Genomic DNA, 24,376 nt, shown 5'->3' on the forward strand with positions numbered 1-24,376 from the left:
CTTGATCGGGCTTTGCTTCATGCATTTGGGCGATAGCGAAAGTGGCCGGTAATGGGGAACTCAAACAGCCGGTCTTCAACCCGGGTTCCCGCACCAATATTGTGAACAACCAAAGGACGTGTGCCCTCGGCGTTATAGCGCTGTGTAACGATGGCTATATGCGGCAGGTTTCCCGGAAGCATCTGTGCAACGAGGTCGCCCGGACGATAATCCTGTGCGGCTTTTGTAACCGGTAAAGCCGCATTGCTCCTGTTGAAAAACACGGCAAGGTTCGGCACGCGACGGTGGTCAATATTCGGGTCGGGGCGCTTCAGGCCCCAGTTTCTCGGATATTGCGTGAAAGCTTTCCGCATATCGTTATGGACCAGGGCCTGCAGGTCCGCATTCAACGCCTGTCGATAGGCGCGGATGATGACATCCGTACAGACGCCTCGATCGAGAGGAACGTCCCCGCCGGGATATTTCAACTGCGTATAGGCGGGGTCATAGCGAACCGTCGTTCCCACCTGGCTTTCCGCCGCTGCAATCAGCTTTTGCGCCCATGGTTCGACCTCAGCCGCAGGGGCGGTTGCGAAAGTCTTTTCGACGAGCAGGGACGTCGAAAAGACTGCCGATACTCCGCCGAGGACAATAGAACGACGTGAAAGCATACTGAAATTCTCTTCCTCCTGCATGAACAGGATAAAACCGCTGCGGATTGATTGCGATTGTTGGTCCGTTGCCGGTGTGATCTATTAGCTATTCTAGATTTAAATAAGGAAATCGTATGATTCGAAGAAGTTCTAAAGGTTCGTCTGTTCTGATGGCCGTTATCGGCGCAGCTCTCGTGGCAGGCGGATTTTATTATCAGGCAAGCGGCTCGTCTGTTTCCAGCGCCGATCAACAGCGCTGCGAACAAATCATCCAGAATATTTATGGTGACAATGCCGATGCCAAATCGTCGTTGCTGCCGAAATGCAACGAGCCGGGCATGGTCGCTATGATGGATGCAAAGGCCGGTGGCTCTGGCGCATCGCAAGCTGCCGCAGCCATTGCCTCCGCCAATCAGAGCGACATTGCGTCGAATGCATTGGGTTACGGGGTGATGGGCGTCGGCGTGGCGCTGGTGATCTCTGGTCTTTTCGGCGTGGCGCGCGCCAAACGAAACGATCAGGTCTGAGGATCTGCAAGCAGTCCACTTGTGTGGATGAAACGGGGAATCAGTCCATTGGACCGTTTCCCCCGCGACTACAGTTTCTGTTCAGGGTCTAGAGCGCGTTTCGATCTGATTGAATCAGATCGGCGCTCTAATCATTTGTTTTTACGCGCATCCCGAAAACCGTTTCACACTTTTCGGGATGCGCTCTAATCCGCTATCGAAACCACACCGCAATCACCGGCCTCCGAGCCGAAGACGAGGCGGTGGCCCTGTTCATCCCAGCCCATGCTGGTGATCGCGCCCTTGCCGGGGCGGCGCAGCAGAACTTCCTTGCTGTCGGCGAAACGCACGATCAGGATCATGCCGTCATTATAGCCGATGGCGGCAATGTCCTCGACCGGATGGCAGGCAACCGATGTCACCATGCTGTCGCCACGAAGGCCGAGTTCCAGAGGAGCCTTGCCCATCGGGCCGTCCTTGCCCGCAAAAGGCCAGACGATTGCTGCCGGGGCGCCTGAAGTGGCGAGCCACTTGGCCTTGGCGCTCCACGACCAGTCCTTCACCTTCGCGGGATAGCCGGTCATGCGCATGTGCTTCGTATCTTCGAGGCGCCAGCCATGCAGGGCATTTTCCTGCATCGAGGTGATGAGGAAGCGGCCATCGGGCGAGAAGATCACGCCGATATGCGCGCCCTTCCATTCCAGTTCAACGGGTTTTGCCGCCGTTCCGGTCCAGATCAGGGTTGCGCCATTATAGCGGGCAATTGCCAGCCGCTGGCCCTTTGGCGCAAAGGCTATGCCTTCGACGCTGCGCTCCTGCGCAAATTCCTGCACCTTGCCGTCGGACGTGCGCACCCAGGCAGTGCGACCCGATGCAAAACCGACAGTTCCGCCGGGGCCTGCTGCGACAGCGGTCATCCATTTGCGCGGTATCTTCGCAAGTTCGGTCACCGTCCCATCGACGTCGGTACGGCACACGCGACCGTCTTCGCCGCCAGTGATGAGCGACTTTCCGTCAACGGAAACGGTTGCGCTCAACAGCCCGTCATGGGCTGCAGAGGTCTTGCTGCCGTTATTGAGCTGATGGATCGAGCCATCGGCCATTGCGAAGAAAGGAATGCCGCTGATAAAGCGCGCATAGAGACAATGACCTTCAAGGTCGAGCGGAGCTACTGTAGGCATCGGCTTCCGGTATTGTTTATTGATGAGAACATTTCCAGCAGAAGCGGTTTTGCCGGAAATGCATAGAAATAGGCGGTTAAGCGGTTTCCCGGTTCGATTGGAACCAGAACCGCTTCATCGGGCCTGACTGTTTTCGAAACCGGCCTTCAGGGCGGCGGGGTCGAGTTCACGTCCGATGAAGACGAGGCGACTTTCACGCTTTTCGTCTTCCTTCCAGGCGCGCTGATGGTCGCCCTCGATAATCATGTGCACGCCCTGGACCACATAGCGATCCGGATCGTCCTTGAAAGCGATGATGCCCTTGAGGCGCAGAATGTTCGGTCCCTGCGTCTGAGTGATGTTCTGAATCCACGGGAAGAATTTCGCCGGGTCGATTTCACCAGCCCTGAGCGATACTGACTTCACCGTCACATCATGGATCGGCGAGGCGTGATCGTGGTCATGATCGCAGTCGGGACCGCACACATGGTCATGGTCGTGATGGTGGTCATGATGATCGTGATCATGGGCATGATGATGTCCATGGTCGTGACCATGATGGTCATGATCGTGGTCGCAATCCGGTCCGCATACGTGATCGGGATGGTCATGGTCATGGTCGAGGAAGTGCGGATCGTTGTCCAGAACGCGCTTCAGGTCGAATGCGCCGCGATCCAGCACGCGGTCGAGCGGGATGGAAGCGCGCTCGGTGCGATGGATGATGGCATGCGGGTTGATGGCGCGCACGGTTGCTTCGATTGTGGCCAGCTCCTGCGGCGTCACGAGGTCCGTCTTGTTGATGAGCACGACATCGGCAAAGGCGATCTGGTCTTCCGCCTCGCGGCTGTCCTTCAGGCGCAGCGGCAGATGCTTGGCATCCACGAGGGCGACAACGGCATCAAGGCCAGTCTTGGCGCGCACGTCGTCGTCCATGAAGAAGGTCTGCGCAACCGGAACCGGATCGGCAAGGCCGGTCGTTTCCACGACGATCGCGTCGAAACGGCCCGGACGGCGCATCAGGCCCTCCACCACGCGGATCAGGTCGCCGCGAACGGTGCAGCAGATGCAGCCATTGTTCATTTCGTAGATTTCTTCGTCCGACTCGACGATCAGGTCGTTGTCGATGCCGATCTCGCCGAACTCGTTGACGATGACAGCATAACGCTTGCCGTGATTTTCGGTCAGGATACGGTTGAGAAGAGTGGTCTTACCCGAACCCAGATAACCGGTCAGAACGGTTACGGGAATGCGGCCAGCTTCAGTGGTCGTCTCGGTTGCAGACGGAGCTTCGGTTTGGGCTTCAGCCTGGCTCATGATTATGCCTCTTGAAGTTGTGGCCTTTTGAAAACGTGGCCCGAGGTGGCCAGTGCGCGGCCAACGCAAAGCGGCACAGCACCGAAACCTCGGATAGGACAATTCATATAAGGGAAGGGCAGCGTGAATGCCATATGCAATGCTATAATATTACATTGTTGCCGTTCACGATGATGGCAGTGGCTTTCCTCGAAGCCGGTCATGGTGCAGAGGTCAAATTCCACATCTCCTAAAGAGATTTCCGATAGAAGATTACCCTTTCCGTTTCATCAAAACCAAGTGCTGCGTGAAAGTTCTGGCTATCAAGGTTTTCAAATGAAACATCGGAGGCAAATTCAGTGCAGCCCTTTTCTCGGCCCCAGTTTGCGATTGCTTCGCAAAGCAATCGCGCGACGCCATGCTGGCGATATTCGGGAGACACAAAAATACCCTCCAGGAAGAGGACAGGCGATGTCGAGCAGCCATTGACATAGTCACGCCGTAACGCTGCTTCGGCGAAACCCGCAATCTGGCCGATTGCACTCTCCGCGATGAACGTTACAGCATCAGGGTTATCTTGATCGAGCGTATCGCAAATATCCTGCAGATGCTGTTCAAGGCTGGTGTTGGGCCAGAGTGCGTGGCGCAATTGCGCCCATGCTTCGGTATGTTTTCTTTGCGCGGTGATCGAGTGCATCATCCTGCCTGATTGGCGAGGCGTTGCGATTTGAACCGGTCAAGATCGAACCTGTCGACATCGCGCAGCAATTCGATAAAGCCGGACACCGCATTGGCGATCAGTTTTTCTCCGGCTTCAGCCGTCGCGGCAGCAGCGTTGCCTGCAACCCCTTCCGGGTTGAGATCGTGCATCTTCCAGCCGAAGGCGTGAGGGCCATAGGCGCGCAGGAACTTGAATTCCTCGGCGTAACGTGACTGGGCGTTGGAGAAATTGCGTGCTTTCGACATGTCCACCAGATCGGGGCGCAGCGCCAGCATCACCGATGTCTCGATGAAGCCACCATGAATATCGAGCGCTTTTTCCTCCGGTTTAATCAGGCCCTCCGGCAGGCCGAAGCGGGTCCAGCTCGTGGCGACCGCCAGCATGTCGAGCCGTGTGCGCAGTTCCGTTGCGACAATTGTCATCAATGGCGAGTTTCCGCCATGCGCGTTCAGCATGACCAGTTTGCGAATGCCGCCGGCATGAAGGTTCTCACCAATGCCGATCCACTGGTTCACGGCCTCGGCAAAGGCGAGGCTCTGGGTTCCGTCGGTATCCATGTGCTCGATGGAATAGCCGACCGGCTGTGCGGGCAGAAAATTGACGTTCAGCTCGGCAGGCAGCGCATCGCTGACACGCGCGACAATGCCTTCGGCGATGATCGTATCCGTTTCAAACGGCAGGTGAGGCCCATGCTGTTCGTGAGCGCCAAGGGGCAGGACGACAATCATGTCGCTGTTTTGATCGCGCAGATCGGTCATGTTTTCCTCGCTTTATTCATTTCATGGAGCCCCAGAGCGTAACGTCCGTTAGCCATGACAGCAACCGGGCCTTGTTGTTTCATAAGTCGGACAATATTTTACGATATATGGATGGATGGGACTATCGATCAGGCGACAGCAACTGGTTTATTTTGAACAGCGTATCTTGTCCGAAAACCGTTGGATGCTTTTCGGGATGCGCATCAAAGTGCCAACAAGGGCGAGGTGGCGATGAGCAAGGACAATAAGGCGGTTGTACTTTACCGGCTGCAATCCGTGGCAAGACTGTCGCGGACGGTGCTGGCCACGCGGCTTCTGGAACAGGGGCTTTATGCGGGGCAGGATGCGGTCATGCTGCAACTGGCTGCCGAAGACGGGCTGACGCCGGGCGTGCTTGCACAGCGGCTGGGTGTGCGTCCGCCGACCATCACCAAAACCATTGCGCGTCTGCAGGGGCAGGGGTTCGTGGCGAAGCGCGCCTCGGAAACCGATCAGCGCCAGTCGCATGTCTATCTTACGCAGACGGGTCTGGAGACCATCAAGGCGATCGAGAAATCCATTCGCAAGACCGAGAAGGACATGTTGAAGGGGCTCGACAAGAAAGATCGCAAGACCTTCCTCAAGATGTTGAGCCGGATGGAGAGTAATCTTGCGCTTCGCGGTGTCACGCGCATTCCCGATGAGCCTGAAACGGAAGTGCTTGAAGAGGACGACGTGGAATAGGCCTGTCGTTTATCGAGCTCTAACTATTTGTTTTGACGCGCATCTTGGCGGGAAAGCGTGAAACACTTTTCAAGATGCGTGCTATCGAAAATGCTTCCAATTCAAGGTTTGCAATGGCATAACCGTTCGCAGGACGAACGGTCGCGTCTCACCTTGTCAGGTTGCGGCCGCGTCTCCGACTGCGGCACGGACCATTTTGGGGAGGCGACTTGGCCCAGAAAATAAAGCTATCGACCATCGCTGACGCGCTTGGTGTTTCGACAGCCACAGTTTCGCTCGCTTTGCGCGACAGTCCCCTCGTTGCCGACCAGACCCGCGAGAAGATCAAGGAACATGCCCGCGCCATCGGTTATATCTATAACCGTCGCGCTGCGAGCCTGCGCACCTCACGCTCCGGCATTGTCGGCGTCGTGGTGCATGACATCATGAACCCGTTCTTCGCGGAAATTCTCAAATCTATCGAAACGGAACTGGACCGGTCGCGGCAGACCTTCATCCTGTCCAACCATTACGACCAGCTCGAAAAGCAGCGCACCTTCATGGATACGCTTCTGCAGCTCGGCGCGGACGGGGTCATCATGTCGCCCGCCATTGGCACGCCGCCGGAAGATATACAGCTTGCGGAAGATAACGGCCTGCCGGTCGTGTTGATTGCGCGTAGCGTCGAGGGTGTTCATGCGCCGGTTTTCCGGGGGGACGACGCCTATGGCATCGGTCTTGCCACCAATCACCTGATTTCGCTGGGGCACACGCGCATCGCCATGATCGGCGGTACGGACCAGACCTCGACAGGCCGTGACCGTTATCGCGGCTATGTGCAGGCCATGGACAAGGCTGGCCTTGAAGTTCGTCCCGACTGGCGTATTGCCGGGCCGCGCACGAAGCAGGGCGGTTTTGAGGTCGCGCCACAATTTCTTGCGCTGAAGGACAAGCCGACGGCTGCGGTCTGCTGGAACGACCTGACGGCCATCGGCCTGATGAACGGCATTGCCCGCGCCGGGCTGGTGCCGGGCGAGGACATTTCCGTGACCGGCTATGACGACCTTGAGGAAGCGGCCATCGCAACGCCCGCGCTCACGACCGTCTGGAACGGCCAGCGTGAAGTGGGACGCCGCGCCGCGCGCGCGCTGCTCGACCAGCTCAACGGCGTCGAAGTTTCTTCGATGCAGGAACTCATCAAGCCGGAGCTGCATATCCGGCAATCGACGTCCAAGCCAAAACACGGCTGATTTCCCCGCACCGGTTTTGCTTTACGCATTATCCAACGCTAAACCGCTGCGCACTTTTGCTGGAAATGCTCTACGACATGAGGAATGCCATGACAAAACGCGACGCGACTATTCTGGTGCTCGGCAATTTTGATGATTATGCTGTGCAGAGGCTCTCGGGCGAGTTCAATGTTCAGCGTATCGCGCGCGGCGACACGGCACTTCTGGATGCGGCATGGACGAAGGACGTGAAGGGTATCGCAAGCATGTCGACCGTCGATGCGGCGCTGATCGACGCTTTGCCCGGTCTTGAAATCGTCGGCAATTTCGGCGTCGGCTACGACGCGGTGGACGCGAAACATGCTGGTGCGAAAAATGTCATGGTCACCAACACGCCGGACGTGCTGACCGAGGAAGTGGCGGATACGACCATTGGCCTCCTGATCGACACGGTGCGCGAATTGTCGAAGTCGCAGGAATTCCTGCGCGCCGGCAACTGGGTCAAGGAAGGCCGCTACCCGCTGTCGAAGCTCTCGCTGCGCGGACGCAAGGTCGGCATTTTCGGCCTTGGCCGCATCGGCAAGGCGGTCGCTCACCGGATCGAGGCATTCGGCCTGCCGATTGCCTATCACAATCGCCGCAAGTCGCCCGATGTCGCCTACGAATATCATCCGAGCCTCAAGGAGCTTGCCGGGGCAGTCGACACGCTCATTCTGGTTGCGCCGGGCGGTGCGGAAACGGCCAAGGCCGTGAATGCGGAAGTGCTGAAGGCGCTTGGTCCGGAAGGTGTGCTTATCAATATCGGACGGGGTTCGGTGGTGGATGAAGACGCGCTTGCCGAAGCGCTGCAGAACGGGACGATTGCCGCTGCCGGTCTCGATGTCTTCGCGAACGAGCCGCACGTGCCGCAGGCACTGCTCGATGCGCCGAACACGGTCCTTCTGCCGCATATCGGCTCGGCCTCGGTCCGGACCCGTCGTGACATGGCCAATCTGGTGATCGACAATCTCATCGCATGGTTCGACACCGGCTCGGCGCTGACGCCAGTGCCGGAGACGGTTCATGTTAAGGCAGTAAGGCCATAGGGCAATAAGGCAGTATGTTAAGGGAATAGGGGAGTAAGGGAATATGTTGTGATTGCAGATGACCGCAACGATCATATGCTTCTCTGCCCTACTGCCCTACTGCCCTACTGCCCTACTGCCCTACTGCCCTACTGCCCTAAACTATGCTTGCGCACCGCATCGCCGAACGCCTCGAAGATCTTGCGGGAAGGGGCATCGGAATGCACCCAATATTCCGGGTGCCACTGAACGCCGACGACAAATCCCTTGGCGTTCTTGACCGAAACGGCCTCTACCGTGCCGTCTTCGGCAACGGCTTCGACTTCAAGCTGCGGGGCAAGCTTGTCGATGGCCTGACGGTGAACGGAATTCACGCGCACGCTTTCTTCTTTCAGGATTTCGGCAAGGCATGAATTCGGGTTGAGCTTGATCGGATGCTGGATGGCGAAACGCTCGGCCTGGCTTTCGGATTCCGGCGCGCGGTGATCCATCCGCCCTTCGAGGTCCTGGATTTCGGTGGCGAGCGTGCCGCCCAGCGCGACGTTCAGTTCCTGTATGCCGCGGCAGATGGCCAGCACCGGAACACCCTTTTCAATGGCGGCCCGGATGAGCGGCAGCGAAGTGGCATCGCGAGCATTGTCATAGGGCTCGAATGCCGTGCTTGGCTCGACACCATAAAGGGCAGGGTGAACGTTCGATTTGGAACCCGTGATGAGAACACCGTCGACCGCATCCAAAATGGCGTCGAGATCCATCTTGTCACCGAAGCTCGGCACCAGAAGCGGGGTTACTTCCGCAACGTCGATCGCGGCTGCCAGATATTGCTGGGGTGCTGCGTGCCAGGTGTAGTTTTCAAACGGCTTCACATCGGTCGGCACGGCGACGAGAGGGCGAGAAGTCTTGGGCATAATGTTCGTATCCACCAGTCGGATTATGCTCTTAAAGCATTTCCAGCAAAAGTGCGAAGCGGTTTTGCGTAGGACAATGCGTAAAAGCAACGAGATAGAGCATTTCCAACGATTCAATCTAAACTGGAAATGCTCTATTTGCTTTGTTCCTTACTTCTACGCAATGGGTCGCGCAATCACGAACAGGTGTCGTCTTGCGGCTGCACCATGGGTCTTTCGTCGCGCCTTCTGTGTATTGTGTTGATTTGAACCGATTTTTACGCTCGAAGATGGTTCAAATGCCGATCTCTATATTCTAGAAAGTGATAAAGAGGGATTGGCAGTTGAGGGGATGAATGACTGACGATCAGCTTTTCTCCGTCAGGGGCAAGGTCATTGCCGTGACGGGTGGGTCTTCGGGGTTGGGCCTCAGAATGGTGCATGTGCTGGCAGGGCACGGTGCGCGCGTGATTTCAATCTCGCGCACCCATGCAGGCGAAAGCATTTGCCCATCGGGTGGCGAAGTGCTGGAAATCATGGCGGATGTGACCCATCCGGATGAAATCATTCGCGCTTTCGACGAGGCGGAAGGCCGTTTCGGACCGATAACGACGCTTTTCAACAATGCCGGGGTCGCGCATATGGCACGCGCGCTCGATACGACCCGCGACATGCTCGAACATATATTCGAGGTCAATGTCGCAGGCGCCTTCTTCGTGGCGCAGGAAGCAGCGCGCCGCATGATCGAGCGCGGTGAGGGCGGCTCCATCGTGAACACGACCAGCATTCTGGGCGAGCGTCCGCAGAAGGGGGCTGCTGCCTATTCCATGTCCAAGGCCTGCGTAACGCAGATGACGCGGGCGCTGGCGCTCGAATGGGCTGCCCACGATATTCGCGTCAACGCGATTTCGCCGGGATGGTTTCCGACGCGAATCAATGAAGATCAGCTGCAAGGTCCGGCCGGGGGCTACTTCAAAGGGCGGAACCCGATGCGGCGTCTGGGCGAACCGGAAGATCTGGACGGGGTTGTGCTGATGCTGGCTTCCGATGCCAGCCGCTATATGACCGGTTCGATCATCACCGTGGATGGCGGGCACCAACTCTGACAGGGTGGGAAAGTTTCTTTGGTGGTTATTTCCCGCGTCGTGACTTGTATGGCCGGATTTTTCTCTAGCAGTTGGCGGTATGGCGGTAGAATATCCACCACGACTAATCTGGATTAATTCTCGCGAACGCGGAAACTAACCTGTTCCTCTTCTCCCATTATAGCCATTTCAGTAATATTAGGACGACTAAAACATAAATGCCTATGGTTGTAATTGCCCGTTAAGGGTTGTGGGGATGTGGTTTTCCTTAAAAAATATCTGAATACATCTTATGGTGGTTGTCGTAACAGCTTGTGGTTTAATATCCCGAAAGATATTTTTAAGTCATTAGTGCGATATTGCCTCCCCGTGTAAGGGATTAATGCATCGAATGTGGCAAAGCCGTAAACCTGAGATACCTGCAGATGTGCGGCTATCTTTTCTCAGAGCGCTGTACGGCAATCGTACGACGCTTTGGTTCGGCTTGCTCGCGCACGTTGTAGCCTGCGTCGTCATCTATGTGAAAACTGACGACTGGCGCTATCTGGTTTTTGGCGGCATCTTCGCCATCATCGCCGTCGGCCGCATCTTCGACATGCACAAGTTCGACCAGGCAAAGCAGCAGTCGCTGTCCCATGCCGATCTCGACCGGTGGGAAACGCGCTATCTGATCGGTGCATCCGCCGTTTGCCTGACGCTCGGCATGTTGTGTTTCTTCTCAAGTTATGTGCTCAGGGATTCCTTCGCCGAACTTGCCAGCTTGACCGTGCTGCTCGCTTCGGTCGTGTCCATTGTGGGCCGCAACTATGCTTCGGCGAAAGCCGTTGTCCTGATGTCGGCCTGCACGCTTATTCCGGTTCTGGCCGGGCTTATTCTGGCGGGAACGCCGTTTCACGTCATTATCGGCCTGCTGCTGATCCCGTATTTCCTGTCCAATATCCAGATGGCCAACGGCCTGCGCGAGTTTCTCTTCGCTGCGGTCATGGGCAAGCGGCGCTTATCCATCGTGGCCGGGCGTTTCGATGCGGCGCTCAACAACATGCCGCAGGGCCTGCTGATGTTCGACAGCCAGCAGCGCATTGCAGTCATCAACAACAAGGCCAAGGCGATGTTGCAGATCGCCGAGCACACCAAGCTGCATGGCCGCAAGCTTGACGTTCTGCTGCGCTATTGCGCCAAGAAGGGGCTGTTTCCGCAAAACGACCTGAAAAACGTGCATATGCGCATGCAGGATCTTTTGCTCGGCAAGCGCACGCGCGACATTTTCCAGCTTTCGAACCAGCGTTATATTGAATGTATCGGCAACCAGACCCTCAATGAAGGGGCGGTTCTGATGTTCGAGGACGTGACGCAGCGCGTGGAAGCGGAAGCCCGTATCCAGCATATGGCGCGTTATGACGGCCTGACCGGCCTGCCGAACAGGAACTACTTCGAGACGCTGGTACGGTCGATGCGGGCCCATCAGGAAAAGGGCACGCAGGCCGCGCTCATTGTCATCGACATTAATCATTTCAAGCACGTCAACGATACGCTTGGCCATCATACCGGCGACGTGTTGTTGCGCCTGTTTGCGGAGCGTCTGAACTCGCTCGATCCGCAGCGTTTCGTCGCGTCGCGCTTCGGCGGAGATGAGTTCGTGGTCTTTGTCTTCAACCTGCGCAGCGAGGCCGATGTAACAGGTGTGATGGAACACATCATGGCTGTCGTGACCGGCGTTTACGATCTTGACGGCGATCAGGTTCATATTGATATCAGCGCGGGAATCGCGCTTGAGGACATCGGAAGATGCGATGTCGGCAGCATGCATATCAGCGCCGATCTTGCCCTCTATGAGGCCAAGAGCAGGGAAGACAAGCCCTGGTCGATCTTCATCGATGCGATGGACACCAAATATCGCGGGCGCCAGAAACTCAAAGCCGACTTGCGGCTTGCCATCGAGCATGGCGAGATCAAGGTCGTCTATCAGCCTATCGTCAGCGCGCAGTCCCTGCGCGTTGTTGCGTGTGAAGCGCTGGCGCGATGGGAGCATCCGGAGCTTGGCTTCGTTCCGCCTGCGGAATTCATTCCGCTTGCCGAGGAAATGGGCATCATCACCGATATTACCCGTTTCATGCTGGCGCAGGCCTGTGCGGACTGTCTGTCCTGGGGCGACCGGATCGGCGTGTCCGTCAATCTTTCGGCCATTGATCTGAAAAGCAGCGACATCGCGCGCGATATTGCCAATGCGTTGCAGAAATCGGGGCTTCCGGCGCATCGCCTGGAAGTCGAGGTGACGGAAAGCGCCATCATTTCGGACCGCAACAAGACCTCGATGGTGCTGCAGCGGCTCAAGAATGCCGGGATCAATATCGCGCTGGACGATTTCGGCACCGGCTATTCCAGTCTGAGCTACCTCAACACCTTGCCGCTGACCAAGGTGAAGGTCGATCGCTCCTTCGTGCGCGACATTACCACCGACCGGCGGTCGCTGATGCTGCTTCGCGGCGTTACCCAGCTCTCGCATGAGCTTGGGCTGGGGGTGACGGTCGAAGGTGTCGAAACCGAGGAACAGCTTGCGCTGATCCGTGTAGCGGCTGGCGCCGATCTCGTGCAGGGCTACCTTCTCGGCATGCCCGTGCCTGTCGAAGCGATCAGCGCCATGACCGCAAAGGCCGCGGCGCGCCGCGACGGCGGACGTACCGTCGCCTGATTATTCCCCAACCAGCAGCATCGCGAAAACTGTCTCGCATTATCCTGCGCGTCGAAGCGTGATGTGAAGTCAGTCCGGTGGACTGATTTCCGCGTAAAGGGCTTTTCAGTCTTGGCTTGAAAATGCTCTATCTGTTTGTTTTTACGCATGTCTTTATCCCGAAACCGGTTCCCGCTTTCGGGAGACATGCTCGCGCGCCTTGTCGTTGTCCGAATTTTCGAATGGCTGGAGTGCATGTCGCGTTTTTTACATAACTCGTCTGTACTGGTTCTTTTACAAAATGCATAAATTCGAATATTATTGAAATAATAGGGATGTTTTTCGGTTCCTTTATCGTGACACTATCACGATAGGAGGATTTATATAAGTATATGTAAATATACTTATATAAAGTCGATTTAAAATTCAATTCATTTATTTAAGGGGAGGCGATGAAACGATTTCTGCGTTACGCTTTGTATGGTTTTATTGGGCTTGTTGTTCTTGCCGGTGTCGGCACGGCTGTGTTCTGGAGGAAAATCCACGAAACCTGGGCTGTTTATCAGTATGCCCAGATGTTCAAGGGACCGGAAATTTTTGAAAACTTCCGCAATGTTTACAACCGCTATCCGTCGGTGCGTATTCCGCGTGAGGGCGAGGTCAGCCCGCTGCCGAAAGAGGAACGGCCTCTGCCGGAAACCTTTGTTTACAAGGGCGAGACCCGCAAGATTTCCGATTGGCTGCAGCGTGGCGGCACAACCGGGTTCATCGTCCTGAAGGACGGTGTGATCGTTCATGAAGAATATGATCATGGAAATAGCGAGACGACCCAGTCAATCGCATTTTCGGTTTCGAAATCGGTTGTTTCCTTCCTTGTCGGCAATGCCGTTCGGGATGGCTTGATCGATATCAACCAACCGGTCGACCACTATGCGCCGGTGCTGGCTGAGGGCGGTTACAAAGGTGTGACCGTCAAGAACGTGCTGCAGATGGCATCCGGTATTGGATTCAACGAGAACTATGGCGATCTCAATTCCGATATCGTTCGATATGCTGTCGAGCTTCTGACCGGCTCGATCACGAATTTCACCGCGCATCTGAAAAATGAGCGCCCGCAGGGAACGCTCAGCCACTACGTGTCGGCGGATACCCAGGTTCTCGGGCTGGTTCTGGAGGGCGCAACCGGTGTTCCTTTTCAGGATTACATGAAGGACAAGCTCTGGTCGAAGCTTGGGGCCGAGGCCGATGCATATTGGGCGGTGGACCCGCATGGCGAGGCTGCTGCTTCGGCAGGTATGAATGCAGTCCTTCGTGACTATGCGCGTTTCGGCCTGCTCTATCTTAATGAGGGTCGCAACTTCAAGGGCGAGCAACTCGTACCCGCGCAATGGGTGCACGATTCGGTAACGCCGGATGCGCCCTATCTGATGCCGGGTCGCAAGGATGCGCTTGGCAAGATTCCTTTCGGCTATGGTTATCAGTGGTGGACGCCGGTTGACTGGCAGGGCGATTTTAGCGCCGTCGGCATCTATGGGCAGTTCATCTATGTCAATCCGGCCAAAGGTGTGGTGATTGCAAAGACCTCGGCGCATTCCAGTTACAATGTCGACGGACAGGATATGAAGGACGAAACGATGCATGCGTTTCAGGCTATCGCCAACGCGCTTTGAGGGACCGTTTTCAAATTATGGCAGAAGCGTAAAATGGCCCGGAACGGGGCCATTTTGCATTTTCATCCCGCTTTTAGCGCGCAAAAGCGCTGTTCAATTGTGGCGACGGAGTGTTGATTGCAAGGCAATAGGAAGGCAGCGCACAAAGTTATATCTTTACACGCTGTTAAAGGTGCATATTCTGCGCACTGATTTGTGGGGTGCGGAAAATCGATTGCATGACGAATATGGCTGTTACAGGCGATAAACCGCCATTGTCTAATTTCGCGCGACAGCTGTTGCAGTTTCTCGATCGGGTGGAATATCGCCGCATCGTCCACGCGGAGGACCTCGAGGAAATCGGTCGTCTGCGCTACCGTTCCTATCGTACGCGTAATGTTATGCATGAGGCGGAAGTGCCGTCGATCGTCGATGATATCGACCGCGACAGCCATGCCTTTGTCTATGGCGTATATGTGGACGGGCAACTGGTCAGCACGCTGCGCATCCATCACATCACGCCCGATCATCGTCGCGGCACGAGCTATGCGCTGTTCCCCGATATTCTCGATCCGCTGCTTAATAGCGGCATGCATTTTGTCGATCCGACCCGTTTTGCCGCTGATCCGGAGCTTTTGAGCGAATATCCGGCCATTCCTTACATAACGTTGCGCATTGCTGCGATGGCGTCTGAATTTTTCTCGGCGGATCAATGCCTGGCCTCGGTCAAGCCGGAGCATATGGCCTTCTACAAGCGCATTTTCGGCACTTCTGTCATGGCCGATGCGCGCGAACATGAGGGCTATGGAATCAGGGTCGGGCTCGGCGCCGCTCCCATTCGCAATATCCGCGATGCGGTGGCCGTGCGTTTTCCGTTTTTCAAGTCGCAGCCGCATGAACGCCAAGCGATGTTCGGCGACATGCGCGGCAGTTCCGTGCCGCTGACGATTTTGCCGACGGCGAAATATACTGGTCTCGGCGTATAATACCAGGGCGCTGAGATGCTAACGCATCACGCCCTGAAAATGCTCAGTCGCCGCACGGGCTTAACCAAAACTCGATGAGTCAAACTCATCGAGTTTTGGTATAAGAATCTAAAAACAACGCCGGATATTAAACAATTAAATGTAGCCAGAGGGGTAGTTTCGCTTTACGAAGATTGCGGAACCGCTTCTGCGGAGAGAGGGTAGCTGCGACGAAAAGCCTTGCTGTCAATGCATGGGTTTATTCGGTCGCACATTGAAGATTGCAGTTATTTTCGCTTAACATGACGGTGTATGGGCGGAAATTCTGAATGGGTGGAACTAAAATGGCAGAACATCATACAACGGCTCCGGCTGAACTTGGCGCACCGATGGACTATGCTGAGCATGAGAAAACTTATGCCGGTTTTGCGGGCCTGGTTAAATGGGCCACGGTGGCGCTCGTTGCCCTTATGATTGCCATGGCGTTCGGCTTTTTTGCTGGTGGTTTCTTCTCCGCGACCGTTCTTTTCATTCTAGTCTGTGTCGCTGCCTGGTTCATCCTCTAGCGCATTCAATCCCTGCCGGATGAATACATCCGGTAGCGGTCCGATGCAGCTTTGGTGCTGAACCGGGATTAACCCGCACGATTTGATCGAATGCCTTGGCATGGGGTACCGTGCCGAGGGTTTATGCATGTCTGTATCTCAGTCTATTTTAACGAGCTCTGGAGCGCCTTGCGCCCAACCAGTATTCCAGCCGCATCTATGCGACGCCAAACGGAAAGATTTGGCTGCAAGATGCTCCGAAGCCCGTAATTCTGCCGACCGGAATCAACCCCGGATGAACGCCACGAAAGGGAAACCAGCTTGGCCCAGACGTTATTTATCCCGAAAGAGAGTGATCCCAGCGAGACCCGCGTTGCGGCGTCGGCGGAGACGGTGAAGAAATTCATCGCGCTCGGCTTCGATGTCGTCGTGGAAAAAGGCGCAGGCGAGAAATCGCGCATTCCCGATGCCGAGTTTACGGCAGCCGGTGCCCGCATCGGTACGGCGGCGGATGCCAAAACGGCGGATGTCGTGCTCAAGGTGCGGCGTCCAACGGATGCGGAACTCAAGGGGTATAAATCGGGCGCAGCACTCTTCGCCATGCTTGATCCCTATGGCCATGAAGACGCTGTTGCGGCGCTCGCCAAGGCTGGAATTTCGGCTTTCACGATGGAATTCATGCCGCGCATCACCCGTGCGCAGGTGATGGACGTCTTGTCGAGCCAAGCAAACCTCGCCGGTTATCAGGCGGTGATCGATGCGGCGGAGGTCTATGACCGCGCCTTGCCGATGATGATGACGGCAGCGGGCACCGTGCCCGCCGCCAAGGTGTTCGTTATGGGGGCAGGCGTTGCCGGTCTTCAGGCCATTGCAACGGCGCGCCGTCTCGGTGCTGTCGTGACGGCAACCGACGTTCGCCCCGCCGCCAAGGAGCAGGTCGCTTCGCTCGGCGCGAAATTCATCGCCGTCGAGGACGAAGAGTTCAAGGCAGCGGAAACTTCCGGCGGCTACGCCAAGGAAATGTCGAAGGAATATCAGGCCAAGCAGGCGGCACTTGTTGCCGATCATATCGCCAAGCAGGATATCGTCATCACAACGGCGCTCATTCCGGGCCGTCCGGCCCCGCGTCTGGTTTCCAGGGAAATGGTCGCTTCCATGCGTCCGGGTTCCGTGCTGGTCGATCTCGCGGTTGAGCGCGGCGGCAATGTCGAAGGCGCTGTCGCTGGCGAGATCGCTGACGTGAACGGTGTCAGGATCGTTGGCCATCTCAACGTGTCTGGACGTATCGCGGCGAGCGCTTCACAGCTTTATGCGCGCAACCTGATCGCCTTCGTCGAAACGCTGGTCGACAAGGAAGCCAAGGTTCTGAAAATCGACCCGGAAGAAGAGCTGGTCAAGGCAACGCTTCTGACCCATCAGGGCAAGATCTTGCATCCGGCTTTTGCCAAGGCTGAGACAGCACCGGCACCGACTGCGGTTGAAAAGCCAGCAAAACCAAAGGCTGCGCCGAAACCGAAAGCCGAGAAACCGGCGGCAAAGGCAGATGCACCCAAGGCTGCTGCAAAGCCTGCGAAAAAAGCACCTGCAAAAGCGCCGAAGACGACGTCTTCCCCCAAGTCTCCAGTTGATGGAGGAGAGGCATAATGGCCGATACAAATCTCGACAAAGCCCTTGAGGGCCTTAATCAGGCTGTGGACGCCGTGCGTCAGGCCGCTGAAAATGCGGGCGGCCATCCGGGCGGCTTGGGTGATGCAGCAGCGGCTGCCGCACATGCCGCATCGGGCGGTGCGATCGATCCGTTCGTGTTCCGCTTTGCCATCTTCATCCTGTCGATTTTCGTCGGCTATTACGTGGTGTGGTCGGTCACGCCTGCGCTGCACACGCCGCTGATGGCCGTTACCAACGCCATTTCATCGGTGATCGTGGTGGGTGCGCTTCTGGCCGTCGGCCTTTCGCTTTCGGGCTGGGCAACCGGCTTCGGTTTCATCGCGCTCATTCTGGCGAGCGTCAACATTTTTGGCGGCTTCCTGGTCACCCAGCGCATGCTCGCCATGTACAAGAAAAAAGAAAAGTGAGGCTGAACCATTATGAGCGTTAATCTCGCAGCCTTCCTTTATCTCGTTTCGGGCGTGCTGTTCATTCTGGCACTGCGCGGCCTGTCGCATCCGACAACCAGCCGCCAGGGCAATATGTACGGCATGATCGGTATGGCGATTTCCATCGTCACCACGCTTCTGCTGGCGCGTCCAAGCTTCGGCGGTCTGGCGCTGATCGTCGTCGGTATTGCCATCGGTGGCGGCATTGGTGCCGTCATTGCACGCCGCATCGCCATGACGGCCATGCCGCAGCTTGTTGCGGCGTTCCACTCGCTGATCGGTCTTGCTGCCGTTCTGGTGGCTGCCGCCGCACTCTACTCGCCGCATTCCTTCGGGATTGGCGAAGTGGGCCAGATCCACGGTCAGGCACTCGTGGAGATGTCACTGGGCGTTGCCATTGGTGCCATCACCTTCACCGGCTCGATCATAGCCTTCCTCAAGCTTGACGGTCGCATGTCGGGCAAGCCGATCATGCTGCCGGGGCGTCATGTCATCAATGCGGCTCTGGCCGCGGCCATCGTGCTTTTGATCGTTGTGCTCACGAACACCGAAAGCCATTTCGTGTTCTGGCTGATCGTGCTTCTGTCGCTGGTGTTTGGCGTGCTTATCATCGTGCCAATCGGCGGCGCGGACATGCCGGTTGTCGTTTCCATGCTCAATTCCTATTCGGGCTGGGCAGCGGCAGGCATCGGTTTCACGCTCGGCAATCTGGCGCTCATCATCACCGGCGCACTGGTCGGTTCGTCCGGTGCGATCCTGTCCTACATCATGTGCAAGGGCATGAACCGCTCGTTCATCTCGGTCATTCTCGGCGGCTTTGGCGGCGATACGTCCGACGGTCCGGCTGGCGAGGTCGAACAGCGTCCGGTCAAGCAGGGTTCTGCCGACGATGCTGCCTTCATCATGAAGAACGCTTCCAAGGTCATCATCGTGCCGGGCTATGGCATGGCGGTGGCGCAGGCCCAGCACGCGCTGCGTGAAATGGCCGACAAGCTCAAGGCGGAAGGCGTGGAAGTCAAATATGCCATCCATCCGGTTGCCGGTCGTATGCCTGGCCATATGAACGTGCTTCTGGCCGAGGCCAACGTGCCTTACGACGAAGTGTTTGAGCTGGAAGACATCAATTCGGAATTCGCGCAGGCCGATGTTGCCTTCGTGATCGGCGCGAATGACGTCACCAATCCGGCTGCGAAGACCGATCCAAAGTCACCGATCTTCGGCATGCCAATCCTCGATGTCGACAAGGCTGGCACGGTTCTGTTCATCAAGCGCGGCATGGGTTCCGGCTATGCAGGCGTGGAAAACGAACTGTTCTTCCGCGACAACACCATGATGCTCTTCGCCGACGCGAAGAAGATGGTGGAGAGTATTGTGAAGGCGTTGGACCATTAAGGGAAGGCAATAGGGCAGTAAGGCATTAGGGCAGTATGTTTGACTTGCAGACATGCTGCCCGTCTTCGCCTTACTCCCTTACTCCCTTACTCCCCTAAACATACTGCCGTATTGCCCTACTGCCCTAGCATGGCATCCTGCAAAGCGCGCAGTTCGGCGATCTTGGAGCCGGGCTGCGGTGCGGCATTGGCATAGGTGATGAGTTCGCCCTTCCTGATTGGCGCGATGACCGTGCCGTTTTGCAGCAGGCCGCAGGGAATGGCCTTGGCTGCACGCGCTTCAGGCGTCGTCATGATCCACGAGCGGTAGCAATATTGCCCGATAGCATCCAGATGATCGCCGGGCTGCAAGTCCTTCTTGGCGACCGCACAGACTTCCGCTACCGGCTTTGGCAGCGGCACCATATCGGTCTTGCCGTGAAGCACGACGCGAGCGACGGTGAGCGGCACTTCCAGCGAGGTGAGGTGGAAAGGTCGATGGAAGGTGAAGTAGGGGCCTTTGCCCATCTTCAGGTCTTCCAGACGCTCGACAAGGCGTGGATGTTCCATCTTAGCGATGACAAAGACGCCGGGCGACACACCACGCCCGATGGAATAATCGACCACACCGGTCTTGTTGAGAACGCCGCCGTCTTCCTTCGGGATCAAGGTGCGGTTCAGCTCATCGATTGCTGCCTTGGGGCCGTGCATGCCTGCAATATCCGGCACCAGGCCGGTTGCATTGGCGATGGCTGCCATCTCAACCATGGTCTTGGAACCGTCGATGAATTCCACCAGCAGGCGGACATTCATGTTCCGGCGGTCGGCTTCTTCCTGATAATCATCGGGCGTGGCGTCGAAATTGAGCGGATTGTTCTTGCCCTTGCCAGCGGCCACGACCTTGTGGCCCATGGCGGAAACGAACTCGATCAGCTCCATGCAGGATGAAGGCTCATCGCCCGCACCAAGGGAATAGATCACGCCCTGCTTGTCGGCCTCGGCCTTGAGGTAGGGCCCGATGGTAACGTCAGCCTCGACATTCATCATGACGAGATGCTTGCCGTTGCGGATGGCCTTGATGCCGGTCTCGGCACCCACTTCCGGGATGCCGGTCGCATCGATGATGACATCAAGCAACGGATTGGACAGGATCAGGTCATTGTCATCGGTGACGGCGATCTTGCCGCTTTCGATGGCGCTGGTCATCGCGGACTGGGTAGCGGCTTCTCGCGCGTTTTCTTCGTCGCCATAGGCGGTGCGGACAGCTTTGAAAGTGTTGGGCAGCCTGCGGGCGGAAAGCGCGCCGACTTCGATACCCTGCATCCGCGCCACCTGTGTGACGATGTCGGTGCCCATTTCGCCTGCGCCGATAAGACCGATGCGGATCGGCTTGCCGGTTTCTGCCCGCGCCGCGAGATCGCGCGCCAGTCCAACCAGTGCCACATTTGTCGTCATGAAACTCTCCGCAAAACTTCAAGGCCGCTTCTTCGCGGTAATTTTGTCACGCTTATGTTGATATAGGTGCGTAATAGATGAACAGTCTCTATATCAACACTGGCATGCGCGCACCTTCAAACTGCGCGACAAAATATACATCCTTTTAGAGGGCCACCGGAGCCAAAATGAGCAGCGTATCCCCTTTCGATCTCGTGATCTTCGACTGTGACGGTGTTCTCGTCGATAGCGAGCCGCTTTCCTGTCTTGCCTTTGAGCAGGTCTATGCCAATCACGGCATGAAACTGCCGGAAGGCACAGTCGCCAAGGGCATCGGCATGAAGCAGGCCGATATCATGAAGATGATCGAGGATATGACCGGGCACCGTCTGCCGGAAGAGGCTACGAGCCAGTTCTGGCCCGAAACGAAGATCCTGTTTGCCGAAGCCTTGCAGCCGACCGTTGGCATTGCCAATTTCCTGCGCGAACTGCCGCAAAAGCGCTGCGTGGCTTCGTCGTCGCAGCCCGAACGCATCGCGTTCAGTCTGGAAAAGACCGGCATCAGCCACTATTTCGGCGATGCGGTCTATTCGTCCAGCATGGTCAAGCGCGGCAAGCCAGCGCCGGACCTGTTCCTGTTCGCAGCCGACAAAATGGGTGTCGATCCGGCGCGTTGCGTGGTGATCGAGGACTCACCCTTCGGTGTCGAAGGAGCAATCGCGGCAGGCATGACGGCATTCGGCTATACTGGCGGCGGACATACTTATGCCGGGCACGCAGAAAAATTGACGGGCAAGGGTGCGCATCAGGTTTTCTCGCACTGGGATGATATAGCGCGGGAAATTCTGGTTGCCGCCTAAGTGTCTGATCCAAAAGTCGCCATGCCGGACTGCAAATGGCAATTTCTGCGCTTCCGGTGCTCATGTACATTTAAGTACATTGCGCTCCGGTTCTCGAAATCACCATTTTCGCCATGGCCTGCCACTTTTTGATTCAGACACCAGGCTTTATTGGTTAAACACAAGGCAAATCACATCAGCAGGAATAGCCAGCGAATGAAAGACGCAATCACGCTTGACCAGTTGCGCGAGGCAATCGGCACGGAAATCGGATGTTCCGAGTGGCGCGAAGTCACGCAGGAAATGATCAACCAGTTCGCGGATGCAACCGACGATCATCAGTTCATTCATGTCGATCCGGAACGCGCTGCCAAGGAAACGCCATTTGGCGGCACCATCGCACATGGCTTCCTGACGCTGTCGCTGCTCTCGACGCTGGCCTATGAAGCGCTTCCAATGCTGGAGGGTGCTACGATGGGCATCAATTACGGCTTCGACAAGCTGCGCTTCCTGTCGCCGGTCAAGACTGGTTCGCGCGTGCGCGCGCGCTTCAAGCTTGCCGATGCGGATATCCGTCCGTCAGGCCGCGTGGTCAATCATTATGATGTGACGCTGGAAATCGAAAACGCGCTGAAGCCTGCGCTGACGGCAACCTGGTTGACGATTGCCGTCGTGGCGCCACCGGAAGGTTAAGCCGCTTTGCGGTATTGAACCGGAAGCCGTCCTTCTTCATCGAGAGGGGCGGCTTTTTCTTTGTGCTCCGTCATCAGCTCGCGGAAGAAGAATGGGCCGTGCAGGAACATGCCGAAATCGTAGAAATTCTTCTTCTCCGCCCCGCGCATATAAAGCAGATGCATCAGGAAGAAATTGCCCTTCGACCGCTTGTAGCGGTTTTCGCTGTGCACGTTCTTGAAGCGGATGCGGTTGATAAGCGGCGGGTTGGCGGTCTTCAGCTTGAGGACCTTGGCCGGGTCCGAGCCGTAGAAATGAATGATGTCGGTCAGCACCTGAAATTCCGACCACAGGACCGAACTTTCCTCGATCACCACCCGCGCGTCCTCGCGTAGCGATTTTGCCTTGGGATGAAGCGCGATCATCATCAGACATGAGCCGATGGCAAGCAGAGAGACCGGCTGTTTTGCCAGAAGATCGGGACGCTCGCGCTGAAGGTCGGCAAGCGCTTCCACGGCTGGAACCGTGCCGAGACTATGCGCAACGATGATGACCTCATCGGCATCGCTGGCTTCGATCTTCCGTTTCAGGGCTTCCGCAAAGGCCTTGCGCCGCTGGTTGAGCTTTTCGTTGCGCCCGTGAATACGATCATAGGCCGCAGACCAGTCGTCCAGCAGATAGGACATGAAAAACCGGTCGCCGGGCTTGCGCACGAGCAGGGTTGCGACGATGGCGGCTAACGGCACCGACCATAAGAGATGCAGCGTCGAAAGGCCTGCGGCTATCGGTGCGAAGGCGAGCAGGGCAGCGATAGCCAGAATCGCCAGCGACAGCAGAAACGGCCACAGGAAAAACAGGACAAAGCGCCAGCTTGTCGTCAGATAACGCCACAGCGTTCCGGTGAGGAGGATGTTCAGGAATGCGTGAAAGCCGGTCAGCATCCGCTTCGGTGTCGAGCGCGCGGCGTAATCGTCGAAAATATCCGCTGTGCCAAACTGGCAGAACTCGGTTTCCGTCTGCCAGCCATTGCCCATGGTGACGGCGGTGGTCGTGCCGCAATCATCAGGCTCTTCCGTCATGGGCGGAAGCCTGGTCTTTGCCTTCCACAGGCGGTCGAAATCCTTCAGGGCCTGGGCGTGACGCACGCGGACGGCTTTCGGGTGCAGGCCTTCATAGCCTGTGAACTGGATAACGAGTCGTTTGCGGAGGGGCATCAGGAGAATCGGATAAAATGAGAGGGGGCATTATCGGTTTGCTGGCAAAATGCTATGCGTAGCCATTAAGGCCGAATTATGCGGGAAACGTGCGCCATTTAGCCTATTCACGCGATTGCGACCATAGTAAATCGTGCGCAAGCGGGTAATTCACGCAAGCCGGTGGGCAAAGTTGCATCTTGAGGTGGACAGGGTTGGCTCTTTCTGGTAATAGCCACGACCAATTTGCAGCGTATCCGTTGCGAAGCTTGGGAGCCTTTGGGCGTTGATCGGCCGGTCAGACCGGCTGAAATCGTTAAAAGACCCCCTAACGGCCTCAGGCTTAACCGAAATTCTAACCGATACGGGAATACACGTGCAGGTACTCGTCCGCGATAATAATGTTGATCAGGCTCTCCGCGCTCTCAAGAAAAAGATGCAGCGCGAAGGTATCTTCCGCGAAATGAAGATGCGCGGCCACTATGAAAAGCCGTCCGAAAAGCGCGCTCGCGAAAAGGCAGAAGCCGTTCGTCGCGCACGCAAGCTGGCCCGTAAGCGCGCTCAGCGTGAAGGCCTCATCGGCGGCCGTCCGGGCGCTCGCTGATCGACTTTAAAAACAGGCGCTGTTGAACAGCGCCTTTTTTGCTTTCCGGTGCTGGCTTCCGCTTGCGCCGGATTTTGCACGTTTTGACTTCAAATATTTGAGATCGTTTCCAGACATAGCGTGACGCGATCCATGTCGGCGAGATATAATTTCATCTATTCCGCTTCCATTTTTAATGCAGCGTTACGAAAAGTTTCTGGACTTCTCGCGCGCCATTATGTGTAAAAACAAATGATCAGGATATCCAACTATCAAGCGGACTATCTAATTATAAACCAAGCTTGAGAGTATGCCGCCTTTTTGC

The 24,376-nt window shown here is 56.6% G+C and carries 23 protein-coding genes; 15 read left to right on the forward strand and 8 right to left on the reverse strand.

All coding sequences use genetic code 11. From position 1 onward, the window contains the following. Positions 1-17 precede the first annotated feature (17 nt). Positions 18-650 carry a DUF1287 domain-containing protein gene (locus F9K94_RS20530; RefSeq protein WP_192799544.1) on the reverse strand — a complete coding sequence of 211 codons (633 nt, stop codon included), beginning with the start codon at positions 648-650 and terminating at the stop codon, positions 18-20. A 116-nt stretch (positions 651-766) separates the two neighbouring features. Between F9K94_RS20530 and F9K94_RS20535 the strand changes: the two genes are divergently transcribed. Further along, entirely contained in the window at positions 767-1,159 is a 393-nt protein-coding gene (locus F9K94_RS20535; protein WP_061345615.1) for a hypothetical protein, read from the forward strand. A gap of 185 nt (positions 1,160-1,344) precedes the next feature. On the opposite strand, the gene F9K94_RS20540 is transcribed toward F9K94_RS20535, so the two are convergent. The 4 genes from F9K94_RS20540 to F9K94_RS20555 all read right to left on the reverse strand — a co-directional run bounded on the left by F9K94_RS20540 (position 1,345) and on the right by F9K94_RS20555 (position 5,070). Then, positions 1,345-2,319, reverse strand: coding sequence for a WD40 repeat domain-containing protein (locus tag F9K94_RS20540; RefSeq protein ID WP_151648104.1), 975 nt, complete (start codon positions 2,317-2,319; stop codon positions 1,345-1,347). 114 nt (positions 2,320-2,433) lie between these two features. After that, positions 2,434-3,612, reverse strand: a complete 1,179-nt coding sequence (locus F9K94_RS20545) for a CobW family GTP-binding protein (RefSeq protein WP_151648106.1) — start codon at positions 3,610-3,612, stop codon at positions 2,434-2,436. Positions 3,613-3,841: 229 nt separating this feature from the next. Beyond that, positions 3,842-4,291 carry an aminoglycoside 6'-N-acetyltransferase gene (gene aac(6'), locus F9K94_RS20550; RefSeq protein WP_407922059.1) on the reverse strand — a complete coding sequence of 150 codons (450 nt, stop codon included), beginning with the start codon at positions 4,289-4,291 and terminating at the stop codon, positions 3,842-3,844. Further along, positions 4,288-5,070, reverse strand: a complete 783-nt coding sequence (locus F9K94_RS20555; protein ID WP_151648108.1) for a creatininase family protein — start codon at positions 5,068-5,070, stop codon at positions 4,288-4,290. Before F9K94_RS20555 ends, aac(6') begins: the two co-directional genes overlap by 4 nt. A gap of 231 nt (positions 5,071-5,301) precedes the next feature. On the opposite strand from F9K94_RS20555, the gene F9K94_RS20560 reads away from it, so the two are divergent. The 3 genes from F9K94_RS20560 to F9K94_RS20570 all read left to right on the forward strand — a co-directional run bounded on the left by F9K94_RS20560 (position 5,302) and on the right by F9K94_RS20570 (position 8,086). Continuing rightward, positions 5,302-5,793, forward strand: coding sequence for a MarR family winged helix-turn-helix transcriptional regulator (locus F9K94_RS20560; RefSeq protein ID WP_012091455.1), 492 nt, complete (start codon positions 5,302-5,304; stop codon positions 5,791-5,793). Between the two features lie 209 nt (positions 5,794-6,002). After that, positions 6,003-7,022 (forward strand): LacI family DNA-binding transcriptional regulator, encoded by a 1,020-nt coding sequence (locus F9K94_RS20565; protein WP_061345620.1) that lies wholly within the window; start codon positions 6,003-6,005, stop codon positions 7,020-7,022. Positions 7,023-7,111: 89 nt separating this feature from the next. Further along, positions 7,112-8,086, forward strand: coding sequence for a 2-hydroxyacid dehydrogenase (locus tag F9K94_RS20570; RefSeq protein ID WP_151648110.1), 975 nt, complete (start codon positions 7,112-7,114; stop codon positions 8,084-8,086). Between the two features lie 128 nt (positions 8,087-8,214). On the opposite strand, the gene F9K94_RS20575 is transcribed toward F9K94_RS20570, so the two are convergent. Continuing rightward, a complete protein-coding gene (locus tag F9K94_RS20575) occupies positions 8,215-8,973 on the reverse strand; it encodes a gamma-glutamyl-gamma-aminobutyrate hydrolase family protein (protein ID WP_151648112.1) in 759 nt (252 codons plus the stop codon). Positions 8,974-9,308: 335 nt separating this feature from the next. Here F9K94_RS20575 and F9K94_RS20580 point away from each other — a divergent pair, with 335 nt between their 5' ends. The 8 genes from F9K94_RS20580 (at position 9,309) to F9K94_RS20615 (ending at position 19,352) form a co-directional block, all read left to right on the forward strand. Beyond that, entirely contained in the window at positions 9,309-10,058 is a 750-nt protein-coding gene (locus F9K94_RS20580; protein ID WP_109988708.1) for an SDR family NAD(P)-dependent oxidoreductase, read from the forward strand. 370 nt (positions 10,059-10,428) lie between these two features. Then, the gene (locus tag F9K94_RS20585; RefSeq protein ID WP_061345777.1) at positions 10,429-12,726 is read left to right on the forward strand and encodes a putative bifunctional diguanylate cyclase/phosphodiesterase; all 2,298 of its coding nucleotides are present in this window, start codon (positions 10,429-10,431) and stop codon (positions 12,724-12,726) included. A gap of 431 nt (positions 12,727-13,157) precedes the next feature. Next, positions 13,158-14,375 carry a serine hydrolase domain-containing protein gene (locus F9K94_RS20590; protein ID WP_151648115.1) on the forward strand — a complete coding sequence of 406 codons (1,218 nt, stop codon included), beginning with the start codon at positions 13,158-13,160 and terminating at the stop codon, positions 14,373-14,375. A 218-nt stretch (positions 14,376-14,593) separates the two neighbouring features. Next, on the forward strand, positions 14,594-15,340 hold the full coding sequence (locus tag F9K94_RS20595) for an N-acyl amino acid synthase FeeM domain-containing protein (RefSeq protein ID WP_151648117.1): 747 nt from the start codon (positions 14,594-14,596) through the stop codon (positions 15,338-15,340). Between the two features lie 323 nt (positions 15,341-15,663). Next, on the forward strand, positions 15,664-15,885 hold the full coding sequence (locus F9K94_RS20600) for an aa3-type cytochrome c oxidase subunit IV (protein ID WP_061345780.1): 222 nt from the start codon (positions 15,664-15,666) through the stop codon (positions 15,883-15,885). A 300-nt stretch (positions 15,886-16,185) separates the two neighbouring features. Further along, the gene (locus F9K94_RS20605; RefSeq protein ID WP_151648119.1) at positions 16,186-17,508 is read left to right on the forward strand and encodes a Re/Si-specific NAD(P)(+) transhydrogenase subunit alpha; all 1,323 of its coding nucleotides are present in this window, start codon (positions 16,186-16,188) and stop codon (positions 17,506-17,508) included. Further along, on the forward strand, positions 17,508-17,939 hold the full coding sequence (locus F9K94_RS20610) for a proton-translocating transhydrogenase family protein (protein ID WP_151648121.1): 432 nt from the start codon (positions 17,508-17,510) through the stop codon (positions 17,937-17,939). The genes F9K94_RS20605 and F9K94_RS20610 overlap by 1 nt, the downstream gene beginning before the upstream one ends. Positions 17,940-17,951: 12 nt before the next feature. Then, the gene (locus tag F9K94_RS20615; protein WP_151648123.1) at positions 17,952-19,352 is read left to right on the forward strand and encodes an NAD(P)(+) transhydrogenase (Re/Si-specific) subunit beta; all 1,401 of its coding nucleotides are present in this window, start codon (positions 17,952-17,954) and stop codon (positions 19,350-19,352) included. Between the two features lie 116 nt (positions 19,353-19,468). On the opposite strand, the gene F9K94_RS20620 is transcribed toward F9K94_RS20615, so the two are convergent. Then, positions 19,469-20,785 (reverse strand): 1-deoxy-D-ribulose 5-phosphate reductoisomerase, encoded by a 1,317-nt coding sequence (locus F9K94_RS20620; RefSeq protein ID WP_151648125.1) that lies wholly within the window; start codon positions 20,783-20,785, stop codon positions 19,469-19,471. 167 nt (positions 20,786-20,952) lie between these two features. Between F9K94_RS20620 and F9K94_RS20625 the strand changes: the two genes are divergently transcribed. Together F9K94_RS20625 and F9K94_RS20635 are read left to right on the forward strand one after the other, a co-directional pair. After that, positions 20,953-21,624 (forward strand): HAD family hydrolase, encoded by a 672-nt coding sequence (locus F9K94_RS20625; RefSeq protein WP_061345785.1) that lies wholly within the window; start codon positions 20,953-20,955, stop codon positions 21,622-21,624. A gap of 195 nt (positions 21,625-21,819) precedes the next feature. Beyond that, complete coding sequence (locus F9K94_RS20635; protein WP_151648128.1) at positions 21,820-22,296, forward strand: MaoC family dehydratase; 477 nt, start codon at positions 21,820-21,822, stop codon at positions 22,294-22,296. Here F9K94_RS20635 and F9K94_RS20640 read toward each other — a convergent pair. Then, a complete protein-coding gene (locus F9K94_RS20640) occupies positions 22,293-23,489 on the reverse strand; it encodes an alpha/beta hydrolase (RefSeq protein ID WP_151648130.1) in 1,197 nt (398 codons plus the stop codon). The two genes, F9K94_RS20635 and F9K94_RS20640, sit on opposite strands and share 4 nt — an antisense overlap. A gap of 355 nt (positions 23,490-23,844) precedes the next feature. Here F9K94_RS20640 and rpsU point away from each other — a divergent pair, with 355 nt between their 5' ends. Next, entirely contained in the window at positions 23,845-24,072 is a 228-nt protein-coding gene (gene rpsU, locus F9K94_RS20645; protein WP_010659458.1) for a 30S ribosomal protein S21, read from the forward strand. Positions 24,073-24,376 lie beyond the last annotated feature (304 nt).

This window comes from Brucella tritici, assembly GCF_008932285.1.
Lineage (GTDB): Bacteria > Pseudomonadota > Alphaproteobacteria > Rhizobiales > Rhizobiaceae > Brucella > Brucella tritici.